Origin of the sequence: Burkholderia sp. BCC0398 (genome assembly GCF_902833245.1) — a bacterium.
GTDB lineage: Bacteria > Pseudomonadota > Gammaproteobacteria > Burkholderiales > Burkholderiaceae > Burkholderia > Burkholderia sola.
Genome location: NZ_CADFEM010000016.1, coordinates 120,364 through 134,144 on the forward strand (window position 1 = coordinate 120,364; position 13,781 = coordinate 134,144).

15 protein-coding genes are annotated in these 13,781 nt (G+C 67.3%); 10 read left to right on the top strand and 5 right to left on the bottom strand.

Annotated elements, in window-relative coordinates:
• Window positions 1-18: 18 nt before the first annotated feature.
• The gene (locus HWX76_RS29655) at window positions 19-735 is read right to left on the bottom strand and encodes a 3-oxoacid CoA-transferase subunit A (RefSeq protein ID WP_006480132.1); all 717 of its coding nucleotides are present in this window, start codon (window positions 733-735) and stop codon (window positions 19-21) included.
• Between the two features lie 143 nt (window positions 736-878).
• A complete protein-coding gene (gene pobA, locus HWX76_RS29660; protein ID WP_050017183.1) occupies window positions 879-2,111 on the bottom strand; it encodes a 4-hydroxybenzoate 3-monooxygenase in 1,233 nt (410 codons plus the stop codon).
• 117 nt (window positions 2,112-2,228) lie between these two features.
• Between pobA and HWX76_RS29665 the strand changes: the two genes are divergently transcribed.
• From HWX76_RS29665 to HWX76_RS29675, 3 genes are all read left to right on the top strand, one after another.
• Window positions 2,229-3,155, top strand: coding sequence for a LysR family transcriptional regulator (locus HWX76_RS29665; protein WP_050017184.1), 927 nt, complete (start codon window positions 2,229-2,231; stop codon window positions 3,153-3,155).
• A gap of 96 nt (window positions 3,156-3,251) precedes the next feature.
• Complete coding sequence (gene folE / locus HWX76_RS29670) at window positions 3,252-3,887, top strand: GTP cyclohydrolase I FolE (protein ID WP_050017185.1); 636 nt, start codon at window positions 3,252-3,254, stop codon at window positions 3,885-3,887.
• Window positions 3,887-4,690 carry an SDR family oxidoreductase gene (locus HWX76_RS29675; protein WP_050017186.1) on the top strand — a complete coding sequence of 268 codons (804 nt, stop codon included), beginning with the start codon at window positions 3,887-3,889 and terminating at the stop codon, window positions 4,688-4,690. The genes folE and HWX76_RS29675 overlap by 1 nt, the downstream gene beginning before the upstream one ends.
• Window positions 4,691-4,856: 166 nt before the next feature.
• Here the strand turns inward: HWX76_RS29675 and epsC are convergent, their stop codons facing one another.
• The gene (gene epsC, locus HWX76_RS29680) at window positions 4,857-5,777 is read right to left on the bottom strand and encodes a serine O-acetyltransferase EpsC (RefSeq protein ID WP_050017187.1); all 921 of its coding nucleotides are present in this window, start codon (window positions 5,775-5,777) and stop codon (window positions 4,857-4,859) included.
• Window positions 5,778-5,915: 138 nt separating this feature from the next.
• The gene (locus HWX76_RS29685) at window positions 5,916-6,149 is read right to left on the bottom strand and encodes a hypothetical protein (RefSeq protein ID WP_050017188.1); all 234 of its coding nucleotides are present in this window, start codon (window positions 6,147-6,149) and stop codon (window positions 5,916-5,918) included.
• Between the two features lie 278 nt (window positions 6,150-6,427).
• Here HWX76_RS29685 and HWX76_RS29690 point away from each other — a divergent pair, with 278 nt between their 5' ends.
• The 3 genes from HWX76_RS29690 to fnr all read left to right on the top strand — a co-directional run bounded on the left by HWX76_RS29690 (window position 6,428) and on the right by fnr (window position 8,679).
• Window positions 6,428-6,835 carry a DUF3005 domain-containing protein gene (locus tag HWX76_RS29690; RefSeq protein ID WP_124595308.1) on the top strand — a complete coding sequence of 136 codons (408 nt, stop codon included), beginning with the start codon at window positions 6,428-6,430 and terminating at the stop codon, window positions 6,833-6,835.
• A 526-nt stretch (window positions 6,836-7,361) separates the two neighbouring features.
• Entirely contained in the window at window positions 7,362-7,829 is a 468-nt protein-coding gene (locus tag HWX76_RS29695) for a universal stress protein (protein WP_124557177.1), read from the top strand.
• Window positions 7,830-7,932: 103 nt separating this feature from the next.
• Window positions 7,933-8,679 carry a fumarate/nitrate reduction transcriptional regulator Fnr gene (gene fnr, locus HWX76_RS29700; RefSeq protein WP_069621242.1) on the top strand — a complete coding sequence of 249 codons (747 nt, stop codon included), beginning with the start codon at window positions 7,933-7,935 and terminating at the stop codon, window positions 8,677-8,679.
• Window positions 8,680-8,727: 48 nt separating this feature from the next.
• On the opposite strand, the gene HWX76_RS29705 is transcribed toward fnr, so the two are convergent.
• Window positions 8,728-9,621, bottom strand: a complete 894-nt coding sequence (locus HWX76_RS29705) for a LysR family transcriptional regulator ArgP (protein ID WP_006480142.1) — start codon at window positions 9,619-9,621, stop codon at window positions 8,728-8,730.
• Window positions 9,622-9,729: 108 nt separating this feature from the next.
• Between HWX76_RS29705 and HWX76_RS29710 the strand changes: the two genes are divergently transcribed.
• The 4 genes from HWX76_RS29710 (at window position 9,730) to HWX76_RS29725 (ending at window position 13,780) form a co-directional block, all read left to right on the top strand.
• Window positions 9,730-10,350 carry a LysE/ArgO family amino acid transporter gene (locus HWX76_RS29710; protein ID WP_124631482.1) on the top strand — a complete coding sequence of 207 codons (621 nt, stop codon included), beginning with the start codon at window positions 9,730-9,732 and terminating at the stop codon, window positions 10,348-10,350.
• Between the two features lie 347 nt (window positions 10,351-10,697).
• Window positions 10,698-11,645, top strand: a complete 948-nt coding sequence (locus tag HWX76_RS29715; protein ID WP_050017195.1) for an aldo/keto reductase — start codon at window positions 10,698-10,700, stop codon at window positions 11,643-11,645.
• Window positions 11,646-11,804: 159 nt separating this feature from the next.
• Window positions 11,805-12,608 carry a hypothetical protein gene (locus HWX76_RS29720; protein WP_176016753.1) on the top strand — a complete coding sequence of 268 codons (804 nt, stop codon included), beginning with the start codon at window positions 11,805-11,807 and terminating at the stop codon, window positions 12,606-12,608.
• Window positions 12,609-12,811: 203 nt separating this feature from the next.
• Window positions 12,812-13,780 carry a helix-turn-helix domain-containing protein gene (locus HWX76_RS29725; protein WP_176016754.1) on the top strand — a complete coding sequence of 323 codons (969 nt, stop codon included), beginning with the start codon at window positions 12,812-12,814 and terminating at the stop codon, window positions 13,778-13,780.
• The last annotated feature ends 1 nt before the right edge of the window (window position 13,781 follow it).

Genomic DNA, 13,781 nt, shown 5'->3' on the forward strand with positions numbered 1-13,781 from the left:
CGGTTTTCCTCCAGGCGGTCAGGCGGCTTGCGATGCAGCGTGTTCGGCGGCCAGCTCGGCCGCGTGCGCGGCCTGCGGCACCTCGACGATCCGCTGCACGAAAATGCCCGGCGTCACGATGTGTTCCGGGTTCAGCCCGCCGAGCGGCACGACTTCCGACACCTGGACGATCGCGACCTTCGCCGCGCTGGCCATGATCGGCCCGAAGTTGCGCGCGGTCTTGCGATACACGAGGTTGCCCCAGCGATCGCCCTTGTACGCCTTCACGAGCGCGAAATCGGCGTGGATCGGCGTCTCGAACACGTACGGCTTGCCGTCGATCACGCGCGTTTCCTTGCCTTCCGCAAGCTTGGTGCCGTAGCCCGTCGGCGTGAAGAAGCCGCCGATGCCGGCGCCCGCCGCGCGGATGCGCTCCGCGAGGTTGCCCTGCGGCACGAGCTCCAGCTCGATCTCGCCCGCACGGTACAGCGCGTCGAACACCTGCGAGTCGCTCTGGCGCGGGAACGAGCAGATGATCTTGCGCACCTGCTTCGCCTTCAGCAGCGCCGCGAGACCCGTCTCGCCGTTGCCCGCGTTGTTGTTGACGATCGTCAGGTCGCGCGCGCCCTGTTCGATCAGCGCGTCGATCAGCTCGGACGGCATGCCGGCCGTGCCGAAGCCGCCGATCATGATTGTCGCGCCATCGTGGACGTCGGCAACCGCCGACTGAAGCGATTCGAAAATCTTGTTGACCATGTCTCTTCCTGATGCGAACCCGCGGCTCGTGCGCGGCCTGTCGAGGGGACACGCGCGTGCCGCGTGCCGCGCCGGAGGCCTTCGTCGACCCTCGGCTTTTGTTCGCTATTCGAACCTTGATTCGATTAGCGAACGATGGCCGATCATAGAGTCGCGCACAGCGCGTTGTCAAGGCGGGTTCGCTCGGGGGGCGTCGCGTCGTCGAACGGCAAGCCGACGTAGTTTTCGGCGAGCGACTGCGCGGCGGCCCGCGAACGCGTCACGTATTTCAGCTCGGCAAACTTCAGGCGATTGACGAACGGGGAGTCGTCCGGCGACGCATGCAGCATGTTCGTCATGAAGTAAGAAAAGTGCTCGGCGCGCCACACGCGTTCGAGGCAGGTCGCCGAATAGCGCTCGAGCGGCGTCGCGTCGCCCGTCCGGTAGCGCGCGCCGAGCGCGCGCGACAGCGCGCGGACGTCGGCCACCGCGAGGTTCATCCCCTTCGCGCCGGTCGGCGGCACGATGTGCGCGGCGTCGCCGGCGAGGAACAGGCGGCCGTGCTGCATCGTCTCCGACACGAAGCTGCGCATCGGCGTCACGCTCTTCTGCGTGATCCGGCCCTCGGTCGGCGTCCAGCCGGTGTCGTTCGAGAAACGCGTGTGCAGTTCGTCCCAGATCCGCGCGTCGGACCATTCGGCGAGGTCTTCATCCGGCTTGCACTGCAGGTACAGGCGCGTGACCGTCGGCGAGCGCATCGAGAACAACGCGAAACCGTTGTCGTGATGCGCATACACGAGCTCGTCGAGCGACGGCGCCGCGTCAGCGAGGATGCCGAGCCACGCGAACGGGTAGACGCGCTCGAACGTGTTCAGCCGCTCGGCGGGAATCGTCTGGCGTGCGATGCCGTGGAAGCCGTCGCAGCCGGCGATGTAATCGCAGTCGATGCGGTCCGCGCGGCCGTCCGCGTGCTTGAACGTGACGAACGGGTGCTCGCTTTCGACGTCGTGCAGCGCGACGTCGCTCACTTCGAAGTGCATCTGATGGCCGTGCTCGACGCCGGCCGCGATCAGGTCGCGCACGACTTCATGCTGGCTGTAGACGGTGATCGCGCGCCCGCCGGTCAGTTCGGACAGGTCGATGCGGTGGCGCTGGCCATCGAACAGCAGCTCGATGCCGTGATGTTCGAGCCCTTCGCGGCGCATCCGGTCGCCGAGGCCGGCTTCGTTCAGCGTGTCGACCGTGCCCTGCTCCAGCACACCGGCGCGGATGCGGTTCTCGCAGTATTCGCGCGAGCGCGCTTCGACGAGGATGGAATCGACGCCTTGCAGGCGCAGCAGGTGGGAAAGCAGAAGGCCGGACGGACCGGCGCCGATGATCGCGACTTGGGTGCGCATTGTTCGTCTCCAGAACTTTGGTTCGAATAATGGAACACATTTGAGCGCTTTCCCGACTATGCGGCAACGCGATTCAGGAGATATGTTGTATACGTTTTGAAGATACCGGCCCCGGCGATGGACCCGCTCGACCTGAACCTGATTCCCTACCTCGTCGCACTCGACGACACGCGCAACGTCAGCCGCGCGGGCGACCTGCTCGGCGTGAGCCAGCCGCGCGTGAGCACGGCGCTCGGCCGGCTGCGCGAATACTTCGGCGATCCGCTGTTCGTGCGCACGTCGCGCGGGATGGAGCCGACGCCGCGCGCGCTCGCGCTGCTGCCGGCCGCCCGCGACGCGCTCGCGCAGATCGAGCGCGGCCTCGTCGCGCCGCACGACTTCGACCCGGCCGCGAGCACGCATACGTTCTCGATCGCGCTGTCCGACGTCGGCGAGATCGTGTTCCTGCCGAAGCTGCTGCAGGCGTTCGCGACGCTTGCGCCGCACGCGAACCTGCGTTCGGTCTCGCTCGCGCACGACGAAGTCGGACGCGGCCTCGAAGCCGGGTCGATCGATCTCGCGGTCGGCTACTTCCCCGATCTCGACGGCAACAACTTCTTCCAGCAGCGGCTGTTCACGCACCGGTTCGTCTGCCTGATGCGGCGCGGCCATCCGTTCGAGCAGACGCCGCCGTTCACGGTCGAGCAGTTCCTCACGTGCGGCCACGCCGTCGTGCGCGCCGAAGGCCGCAGCCAGGAGGTGCTCGAGAAATATCTGGCGAAGCAGCGCATGCAGCGCCGCGCGGTGCTCGAAACGCCGCACTTCATGAGCCTGCCGTTCATCCTGAGCCGCACCGACCTGATCGCGACGGTGCCGCATGCGATCGGCTATGCGTACGCGGCCGAGCACGCGTTCATCGTGCCCGTCGAGCCGCCGCTCGCGCTGCCGCGCTTCGACCTGAAACAGCACTGGCATCGCAAGTACCACAACGATCCGCGCACCGCATGGCTGCGCGGCGTCGTCGCGTCGCTGTTCAACGACGAGCAGGACGAATGGCCGAAGTAAAGAAGCGGGCGCGGCGGCCCGCACACACGACCGGCGAAAGCATGAAACAATGGCCGGATATCGGCCGCCGCAGGCGGCCTTCGATGGAGCCACTACATGGGTAAGGGAAAGAAAACCACACAGCCCGAGCCGGTCGCCTCGCGGCCGAGCCGTGAAGAAGCAGAAGACGCCGTCCGCGTGCTGTTGCGCTGGGCCGGCGACGATCCCGCGCGCGAAGGCTTGCTCGACACGCCCGCACGCGTCGTGCGCGCCTACGAGCAGTTCTTCGCCGGCTATGCGCTGGAGCCGCGCGACATCCTCGCGCGCACGTTCAGCGAGGTCGACGGCTACGACGAAATGATCGTGCTGAAGGACATCCGCTTCGAGAGCTACTGCGAGCATCACATGGTGCCGATCATCGGCCGCGCGCACGTCGCGTATCTGCCGAACCATCGCGTCGTCGGCATTTCGAAGCTCGCGCGCCTCGTCGACGCATTCGCGAAGCGCCTGCAGATCCAGGAAAAGATGACCGTGCAGATCGCCGACACGCTGTTCGACGTGCTGCAGCCGAAGGGCGTCGGCGTGATCCTCGAAGCCGCGCACCAGTGCATCTCGACGCGCGGCGTGCACAAGCCGGGCGTCGAGATGGTCACGTCGCGCATGCTCGGTACGTTCCGCACCGATCCGTCGACGCGTCGCGAATTCCTGTCGATCGTCGCGAATCCTTCCTCGGTCAACCTGACGAATACCTGATGGAGCAGACGAAGCAAACGGCGCACGCGCCGGTCGTGCTCGTGACCGGCGCCGCGCGCCGGGCCGGGCGCGCGTTCGCCGAGTATTTCGCCGCGCACGGCTATCGCACCGCGGTGCACTACGACCGTTCGGCCGATGCCGCGCAGGCCGCTGCGCGAACGATCGCCGAACGCGGGCACGATTCGGTCGCGCTGCAGGCCGACCTGTCCGATGCCGCGCAGATCACCGCGCTGATCGACCAGGTGTATGCGCGCTTCGGGCGCCTCGACGTGCTGGTCAACAACGCGTCGGTGTTCTGGCAGGACCATTTCCCGAGCTTCGATCTCGCGGCGTTCGACCACGCGTGGGCCGTCAACTGCCGCGCGCCGATCCTGCTCACGCGCGCGTTCTACGAGCGGGCCCGCGCGGCCGGCACGCAGGGCGTCGTCGTGAACGTGGTCGACCAGAAGATCAAGGAAAACTTTCACCGCGACCATTTCAGCTACACGGTCGCGAAGGCCGCGCTCGGCAACCTCACGCAGATGCTCGCGCTGTCGTCCGCGCCGGTGTTGCGCGTGAATGCGGTGTTCCCGGGGCTGATGCTGCCGAGCGACGACCAGACGCAGGCCGACTTCGAACACGCGAGCCGCGCGTCGACGCCGCTCGCGCGCATCGCGGGCCCCGACGACGTCGCGAGCGCGATCCTGCTGCTGACGGGCAATGCATACAACGGCGTGGATTTCGTCGTCGATGCGGGCCAGAACCTGATCCGCGTCGATCAGGACGTGCTGTACAAGCACCGCTCGCCGGACGGCAAGCACTGACGCTTCGATGAACGAAGGCGGCTGCGCGCCGCCTTCGTGCGACGGGTCGAACAAGCTTCGCGCCGCTCACGCCCGATAACGCCCGACGGCGGGCCGGCCGCCGATCCATTACGCGTCATGCGCCGCGTTGTGCAGAACCACCCCCGCGCATTCGCCCGCCGCCACGTTACGGCTTCTCCGCGCTCCCGCCCTCGCGAACCTTGCCCTGCGCGACGCTCGTGCCGGGCGGCACGCTGTGCGTGAGCCACACGTTGCCGCCGATCACCGAGCCGCGCCCGATCGTCACGCGGCCGAGAATCGTCGCGCCCGCGTAGATCACCACGTCATCCTCGACGATCGGGTGCCGCGCATTGCCCTTCACCAGCGCGCCTTCGCCATCCGCCGGGAAACTCTTCGCGCCGAGCGTGACGGCCTGGTACACGCGCACGCGTTCGCCGATGATCGCGGTTTCGCCGATCACGACACCGGTGCCGTGGTCGATGAAGAAGCTCGGGCCGATCTGCGCGCCCGGATGAATGTCGATGCCGGTGGCCGAGTGCGCGATTTCATTGATGAACCGCGCGAGCAACGGCACGCCAAGCTGGTGCAGCGCGTGCGCGAGCCGATGGTGCATCATCGCGAACACGCCGGGGTAGCACAGCAGGATCTCGGTGATGTGCTGCGCGGCCGGATCGCCCGCGTACGCGGCCTGGATATCGCTGACGAGCAGCGCGCGGATCGCCGGCAACTGCCGGCCGAACTCGCGCGCGATCTCGAACGCGCGTTCGTCGAGCTCGGCGAACGGCGTGTCGACATGCTCGGGCAGGAACGGCAGCGCGCGGCGAATCTGCTCGGACAACACGCGCAGCGTGCTTTCGAGCGTGTGGCCGACGTAGTAGTCGACGCTTTCGTCGGTCAGGTCGGGCGCACCGTAGTGCGTCGGAAACATCGACGCGCGCAGGCCGGTCACAATCTTGCAGATTGCATCGCGCGACGGCAGCTCGCGGATGCCGCGCGGATGGCGCGTGCGATGGAGTTCCTCGCGCGACTCGCGCAAGCCGGCGACGATTTCTTCGAGGCCCCACTGACGGGCGGGTGATGTCGACATAGGCCAATGCAGACAGCCGAGCGCGGTTGCGCGGCCGCTAATAAAGTGACGGGTTCCGCAAGATTACCGCGTTTTTTGTCCGGGAGCGGCGCCCCCGGGGATCGGCCGGACGGCCGACGCTGCTCGCGGGCGACGGCGTCACATCGCGATGCTGCTCGCGTCGATCCAGCGCACGGCCCAGTCGCGCGCGTGCGCGATCGCGTCGCCTTCGTCGTTGAACTGGAGCTCGATCGGAAAAAACCGGTTCGCCACGAGTTCCCCGTCGCTCGATCGGGAGATCACGACGTAGGGCTTGAACGAACCGTCACTGGCGCGTGCGGGCGCGCAATTCAACAGATAACCGCGATGCGTGAAGGCAGTAGTCGCTTGCATGAGTCCGCCACCTCTAGTCCCTTGCTTTGTTGTTCGCTACCCGTCTTTAAGGGTGCTGCGGCGCCCCGGCGCGGGCAGAGGCGGCGAGACTTCATCCCCTGTCGCCGCTTCGCAGGAAAAGAATCATACTCTGTAGAAAACGCGTCTTCTAGCTGAAATAAATCATGACAAATCAGTGCGCGTCGCGCGACCGCGGCGATCGCCCGCGCGCCTTTTCCCGTCGTGCCCGGAACGGGATTTGCTTCGATCCGGAGCGTGTCGCCGCCAGGAGAGCCGCGATGGAATCGTCCGCTCAAACACGGGGTGCGCATCCGCGCAGCATCGAACTCGACAACGACGACACGCACGACAGCACGGTCGACACCGACGGCAAGCACCGCGAAGCGTCGCGCCTCGCCGGCGTCGGGCCGATCTCGCCCGACCAGATCACGCGCAGCAACGCGTCGCTCGTCAATGCGATGCCGGAAGCCGGCGACGGTTTGGCCGGATTCGACAGCCGCCCCGACGGCAACCATCCGGCGTTCGCGCTGCGCGCCGGCTACGTGGTGATCGAGAAAGGCTTCGACGCGCCGTCTGCAGGCGACACGCCGTTCGGTCCCGTTCACCGGATGTACGGCAGCGCGTACGGGCCCGGCCACGGCCGCCGGCCGGAGCGCGTCATCGAGTTGACCGTTGTGCCGGGATAGCCGGCGCGGCGTTTGAATCGATCGTTCGATTGGGAATCGCGATCGGTTGATGACGGTGATCGATGGCGGTGCATTCGCGCGCGCGACCGGACCGCGGGCCGGGACTCGTTCGCACGATGCAGCAGTGAACGATTCCGCGTATTGGTATCGGGATTCGCAATCATGCATGCCGTGCATCGTGTCGACGCGCATGCGTTGACCGAAGTCATCGCGTCACGGCGCGATTGCGATTCAATGGCGAGACGTACGGCGCATCGGCATGGTTGCCGGGCCGGGTCGATGCGCGCGCATGCGTTTTCGCCGACGACGCAGCCGAACCATACGACACCCATCGCGCGATGCAGCACGCGTTGCGCGCATGGCCACGCAGGGCCGGCACAGACAGCGACAGCGCGGTCGCACGGCCCGGCAGGCGCCTCGCTGCACGATCGCGACCGTTGGTTTACCCTGCCTCGCAGCGTTGCGTATTGCCCACCCCGATCGGCCATCCGGCCGACTTCGTTTCAACCCGCCACTCGGAGACACTATGTACAAGCGAATTCTGGTTGCCGTCGACGGCAGCGACACGTCCCGCCATGCGTTCGATGCCGCGCTGGCGCTCGCGAAATCGCACGGCGCGGAGCTGCAGCCGTTCTACGTCGTCGAGAACGCCGCGATCTACTACAACGTGCCCGGCTACGATCCGTCCGTGCTGCGCGATCAGCTCGTCGCGCAGGGCAACGCGCTCGCGCAGGATTTCGCGAAGCTGATGCAGGCCGCCGGCGTGAAAGGCGAAACGCGGCTGAACGAAGCGACGTCGCTCAACGACGTGTCGTCGCTGATCCTCGACGGCGCGAAAGCGTTCGGCGCCGATCTGCTCGTGCTCGGCACGCACGGCCGCCGCGGCTTCCGCCGCCTCGTGCTCGGCAGCATCGCCGAACAATGCGTGCGCCACGCGACGCTGCCGGTGCTGCTGATCCCGGCGGCCGCCAGCGCGGACGAGCCGGCTGCCTGAGCGGCGTTCGGCATGCGCGGCCGGTCGCGACGTTTTGTCACCCGACAGCGGCAACTTGCGGTGGGACAATGATTTCGTCGATCCAATGCCGGAGTAAACGATCATGCTGACGCCCGTCGCCACCCGCCCCGCCGCCGTGCCCCATACCGGTAGCTGGGCTCCCCGCCAGGCCGCACACTGCTCGTCGTGCGCGATGCGGCACCTGTGCATGCCGCAGGGCCTGGCGCCCGAAGCGCTCAGCCGCCTCGAGTCGGTCATCTGCGCGGCGCGCCCGGTCAAGCGCGGCGAAGCGCTGTTCCGCGAAGGCGACGCATTCGACAACCTGTACGCGGTGCGCTCGGGTTCGCTGAAAACCGTCGCGACGCGCCATGACGGCCGCGAACAGGTCACGGGCCTGCATCTCGCCGGCGAAGCGCTCGGCCTCGACGGCATCTGCGACGATACGCACCCGCGCACCGCGGTCGCGCTGGAAGACAGCTCGGTCTGCGTGATCCCGTACAGCGCGCTCAAGGCGCTGTGCTCGGAAGCCGGCTCGATGCAATTGCGCATGCACAAGCTGATGAGCGAACAGATCGTGCGCGAAACGTCGCAAACGATGCTGCTCGGTTCGCTGAATGCCGAAGAGCGCGTCGCCGCTTTCCTGCTCGACGTGTCGTCGCGCTACCTGAAGCGCGGCTACTCGCCGTCGGAATTCAACCTGCGGATGACGCGCGAGGACATCGGCAGCTATCTCGGCATGACGCTCGAAACGGTCAGCCGCACGCTGTCGAAATTCCAGAAGCGCGGCCTGATCGAAATGCAGGGCCGCCACGTGCAGATCGTCGACTTCGACGGCCTGCAACACGTCTGACGCCGCACGGCGCGCATCTCGCGCGCGCCGCCTGCATCATGTCGCGGGTCAATCGAGAAACAACGCGGCGCGCGCCTTCAGCGCCGCGCTGAAATCGTCGAGCCAGCCGATCGACAGACGCCAGCTCTGCCAGTACAGATCGATGTCGATGGTGCGCCCGCGCGACATGTCGATCAATTCACCCGCCGCCAGTTGGCGGTCGACCATCCGGTCCGGGCACATCCCCCATCCCAATCCCGTTTCGCATGCGCGCAGATAGCCCGCGACGTGCGGTATCCAGTGCTGCGGCGGATCGAGATCCGCGCGCGTCACGCGCCGGATGAAACGCGCCTGCAACCCGTCCTTCGGATTGAACATCACGCACGGCGCGCGGCGCAGCGCATCGCGCGTGATCCCCGCGTCGAAATAGCGCGCGTAAAACGCCGGCGAGCACACCGCACGATAACGGATCCGACCGAGCCGCTCCGACCGGCACCCCTGGATCGGCTCGGCCTGCGCGGTCACCGCGCCCTGCACGCTGCCGTCGCGGATGCGCGACGCCGTGTAATCCTGATCGTCGATCACGAGATCGAGCAGCGTCTCGCGCTCGGTGCAGAACGGGCCGACCGCGTCGATGAACCACGTCGCGACGCTGTCGTCGTTGACGGCCACGCGCAACGTCGGCCACGCGCTCGCGATCTGGCCCGGCAATGCGGGCATCCGGCCGCCCAGTTCGGCTTCCAGCAGTTGCACGCGTTCGGTATGCCGGCACAGCAGCGCGCCCGACGTGGTCGCGACACACGGCTGCCCGCGCTTGACGAGCACGCTGCCGACCCGCTCCTCCAGCAGCTTCACGCGCTGCGACACGGCCGACGGCGTGACGTTCAGCTCCTTGGCCGCCCGCTCGAACGAACCGTGCCGGATCACGGCCGCGAGGGCATCGAGCAACGCGTAGTCGAGCATTAGATTTCCTTAATCCGCATTAGGTGATTTAGCTTCTCTTATTTTCGTGCCGATCGCAGACTAGCGCTACCCGATTGATTCGTCTACTGCTTCCACGGCTGTCCCCTCATGAACTGGCTCGCTTTTTCCCACGGCGTCGCACTATGCGCGTCGCTCATCGTCACCATCGGCGCGCAGAACGCATTCGTGCTGCGCCAGGGCATCATGCGCTCGCACGTCGGCAAGATCGTGCTGCTGTGCGCGGTGTCCGACATGATCCTGATCGGCGCGGGCGTCGGCGGCGCTTCGGCGCTCGTCGAGCGCTATCCGACCTTCGTCCATGCGGTGCTGTACGTCGGCCTCGCGTATCTCGCGTGGTTCGGCATCAACGCGCTGCGCCGTGCGTTCAAGCCGGGCCACGACACGCTCGACGTGCGCGGCAACGCGGTCGCGCCGCCGCCGCAGGGCGCGCTCGCGATCGTGCTGATGACGCTCGCGTTCACTTGGCTCAACCCGCATGTGTATCTCGACACGTTCCTGCTGATCGGCACGGCCGGCGCGCGCGAGCCGGAAGGCGCGCGGCTCGCGTTCGCGATCGGCGCGATGACGGTCAGCGTCGTGTGGTTCCTCGGGCTCGGCTATGGCGCGCGATTGCTGGCGCCGTGGTTCCGCAAGGCGGTCGCGTGGCGCGTGCTGGATGGCGCGATCGGCAGCATGGTGCTGTTCCTCGCGGCGGTGCAGTTGCGCTGACCGAACCTTCTGCAAACGGGCGGCGCCCTGCCGCCCGGCTTTCCCTCCGCGTGGGCACCACGCCAGCGCAAGCTGCGTGATTCCCGTCGCGCACGTCGCCGCAAAATTCGCTCCCGATCCAACGCAACCGCACGGAATACGCATGCAGCGGACGCGGTCTCCGCCATCTGCCGCAAGCCGTCCACCATCGCGGCGTTACTGCGCCTGCACGAATCGAAACGATCGGCGAGAATGTCCGGTGTCCCGCGACCACGGCGGAACCGCACCGCGCATCCTGCCGTCCCGCCGGGATCGTCTCGACCCATCCCGCAGTTCAATCCCGTTACCTGCCGTTATCGGAGAGGAACGTGGCACATCGCACCCTCGGTACATCCAGCATCCAGGTTTCGCCGCTCGCGTTCGGCGGCAACGTCTTCGGCTGGACCGTCGACGAGAACGCATCGTTCGCATTGCTCGACGCACTCGCCGACACCGGCATCAACTTCATCGACACGGCCGACGTCTATTCGGCCTGGGCGCCCGGCAACCAAGGCGGCGAATCGGAAACGATCATCGGCAAGTGGCTGAAGCGCTCCGGCAAGCGCGAGCAGGTCGTGATCGCGACCAAGGTCGGCATGCTCGGCACGCGCGCGGGGCTGTCGAAAGACAACATCCTGAAGGCCGCCGACGATTCGCTGCGCCGCCTGCAGACCGACTACATCGACCTGTATTTCTCGCACCGCGATCTGGCCGACACGGCCCCGCTCGAAGAAACGCTCGGCGCGTATCAAACGCTGATCGACGCGGGCAAGGTACGCATCCTCGGCGCGTCGAACTACAGCGGCGCGCGCCTGCGCGAAGCCGCCGCCATCAGCGCGCGCGACGGGCTACCCGCGTACCAGGTCATCCAGCCCGAATACAACCTGCTCAACCGCGCCGACTACGAACGCGATCTCGAGCCGGTCGTGCGCGACCTGAAGCTCGGCGTCGTCAACTACTACGCGCTCGCGAGCGGGTTCCTGTCGGGCAAGTACCGCAGCGAGGCCGACCTGAAGAAGAGCGTGCGCGGCGATCGCGTCGCCGGCTATCTGAACGAACGCGGCCTGCGCATCCTCGCCGCGCTCGACGCCGTATCGGCGAAGCACGGCACGCAGCCGGCCGCGATCGCGCTCGCATGGCAGATCGCGCGGCCGACGATCACCGCGCCGATCGCGAGCGCGACGTCGCTCGAGCAGCTCGCGCTGCTCGGCGAAGCGATCCGCGTCACGCTCGATCGGGACGACATCCGCCGGATCGACGAAGCCAGCGCGCCTTGAAGCCGCCGGCGGCAGGCCGACGGAATCGCACGGGCAGGCGGTTCCGCGGCTTGCCTGCGAGTCATGCAGGACGGATGGATGCAATGGCGAGCATCCGATGGCCGCGGGGCTCGACCGGGCTTCTTCGCGCCGAATCAAAACCACACATAAAAACCGCCGATGAACCACCTTGCCCGCCGTTCCCGTTACGTCCGTCATGGCCGTCCGCTCGTCGCAACGATCGCCGCGCTGCTCGCCTGCGCACCGGCCGTATCCTTCGCGGGCTGGTACGAAGTCGCGAACTACACCGGCACGATCGGCAACGCGCCGGTGCACGTGTCCGTGCAGACCTACGACGCGATCAACCACAACGACGCGGGCCGCTGGCGCGTCGACGGCAGCTACTACTACGACGCGCATCGCAAACCGATCCCGTTGCGCGGCCACCGCGAGCCCGACGGCCGCCTGACGCTGTGCGAAGCGTCATCGCCCGCATCGAATGCCGACTCGCCGGTCGTGCCGGCCGCGGCGCCGTCACGGCCGAAGCCCTGCCCGATCGCGCTCGTCGTCGTCGGGAAAACGGCAACCGGCACGTGGGACGACGGCCGCAAGACGCTGCCGATCACGCTGAACGAAGTCGGCCGGCTGAACGACACCGATACGCAGCACCTGCAACTCGACGGCAGCGTCGATATCCCGATGTGGTATCGCACGAAGACGCACATGCTGGTCGGCGTCTACGCGCTGTCCGACAAGTGCGGCATCGCGATGCGGTCGCTGCGGGCCGTGAACATCGCGACGGGCCGCATCGATCGCACGATCGCGCTCGACTGCGACGCGGGCATGGTGATGACGTCGATCTACGCGAATGTCGCCGACACGCGGCGGGCAGGTTACGTGAGCGTCGAATTCCGTGGCGGCAAGATGGGCTATCAGGAGGACGTGTCGCTCGGGCTGCCGTCGTCTTCATCGAAGTCGAAGTAGGCCGGTCACGCTTACCCCAAAGCCGCATACGTGTCTTGACTCGCCCAGCCGCGTTCGTTGACCCGGACGGACATCGACCGCGCAATCGCCCGCCGCGCCCCGCTGCAAGCGCGTCACGCGCGTGCCCCGGGTCTTTCACGGATTGACCGCGGCGTTCGGCGTGCCCGAGACTGCCCCGCTCGGGCCGTCATCGGGAGAACGTCATGCCGGACACCAGCACGGAGATCGCCACGATCTCGACGCGCGCCGTACGCGGCGCCGAGCGCGTCGACTTCTGGGTCGACCATGTCGCGCGCACGCTCGTGCGGATCGAATGCAGCGGAAGGTCGTCCGAAGGGATCGATGCGTCGCTGCGCAAACGCGATCTCAGGTTGTTCCGAGCGTGCGACATCGTCGCGAACCGGCACGCGGTCGTGCGCACGCCGCACAACATCCACGCGGACCAGCGCGACGCCGTGTTCATCTGCGTGATGCACGAGGGGCACGGCTATACGTTCCAGGACGTCGACTGCATGCAGCACGGGCCCGGCGACCTCGTGCTGTACGACACGTCGATGCCGTACGGTCACGGCTTTCCCGCCAACATGGCGATGACCGTGCTCGACGTGCCGCGCGACGTATTCGAGGCGCGCGTCGGCCCGTGGCGCTACCGCAGCCTCGTCAAGATCGACCGCGGCGACGGCGTCGCGTCGTGGGCCGTGCGGCAGGTGGTTGCGCTGCTCGCCGCGCCGTCCGAGCCGACGCCCGACGCGCGCGAACGGCGCGCCGCCGCGATCCTCGACCTCGTGCAATCGATGCTGCGGCTGCACGACGGTGACGCGTCACCGACGAAGTCGACGGTCCACACGCTGTCGCGCGCGAAGGCGTTCATCGACAGCCATCTCGCCGACGACGACCTCGACAGCCGATTGGTCAGCCGTGCGATCAACCTGTCGCCGCGCCAGCTCGCGCGCATCTTCGAGATCGAGGGGATGCCGCTCACGCGCTACATTCTCGCGCGGCGGCTCGAACGCTGCCGCGCCGATCTGCGCGACCGATCGCTGAAGCACCTGACGGTCAGCGAGATCGCGTTCCGCTGGGGCTTCAACAACAGCGCGCACTTCAGCCGCAGCTATCGCGCGCGGTTCGGCGAGACGCCGAGCGACACGCGCGCGCCGGCCGGAGCGTGCTAGG

Excerpts from the sequence above, each read along its gene's own strand:
- HWX76_RS29655 (WP_006480132.1), bottom strand. The coding sequence starts at position 735 with ATGGTCAACAAGATTTTCGAATCGCTTCAGTCGGCGGTTGCCGACGTC.
- pobA (WP_050017183.1), bottom strand. The coding sequence starts at position 2,111 with ATGCGCACCCAAGTCGCGATCATCGGCGCCGGTCCGTCCGGCCTTCTG.
- HWX76_RS29665 (WP_050017184.1), top strand. The coding sequence starts at position 2,229 with ATGGACCCGCTCGACCTGAACCTGATTCCCTACCTCGTCGCACTCGAC.
- folE (WP_050017185.1), top strand. The coding sequence starts at position 3,252 with ATGGGTAAGGGAAAGAAAACCACACAGCCCGAGCCGGTCGCCTCGCGG.
- HWX76_RS29675 (WP_050017186.1), top strand. The coding sequence starts at position 3,887 with ATGGAGCAGACGAAGCAAACGGCGCACGCGCCGGTCGTGCTCGTGACC.
- epsC (WP_050017187.1), bottom strand. The coding sequence starts at position 5,777 with ATGTCGACATCACCCGCCCGTCAGTGGGGCCTCGAAGAAATCGTCGCC.
- HWX76_RS29685 (WP_050017188.1), bottom strand. The coding sequence starts at position 6,149 with ATGCAAGCGACTACTGCCTTCACGCATCGCGGTTATCTGTTGAATTGC.
- HWX76_RS29690 (WP_124595308.1), top strand. The coding sequence starts at position 6,428 with ATGGAATCGTCCGCTCAAACACGGGGTGCGCATCCGCGCAGCATCGAA.
- HWX76_RS29695 (WP_124557177.1), top strand. The coding sequence starts at position 7,362 with ATGTACAAGCGAATTCTGGTTGCCGTCGACGGCAGCGACACGTCCCGC.
- fnr (WP_069621242.1), top strand. The coding sequence starts at position 7,933 with ATGCTGACGCCCGTCGCCACCCGCCCCGCCGCCGTGCCCCATACCGGT.
- HWX76_RS29705 (WP_006480142.1), bottom strand. The coding sequence starts at position 9,621 with ATGCTCGACTACGCGTTGCTCGATGCCCTCGCGGCCGTGATCCGGCAC.
- HWX76_RS29710 (WP_124631482.1), top strand. The coding sequence starts at position 9,730 with ATGAACTGGCTCGCTTTTTCCCACGGCGTCGCACTATGCGCGTCGCTC.
- HWX76_RS29720 (WP_176016753.1), top strand. The coding sequence starts at position 11,805 with ATGAACCACCTTGCCCGCCGTTCCCGTTACGTCCGTCATGGCCGTCCG.
- HWX76_RS29725 (WP_176016754.1), top strand. The coding sequence starts at position 12,812 with ATGCCGGACACCAGCACGGAGATCGCCACGATCTCGACGCGCGCCGTA.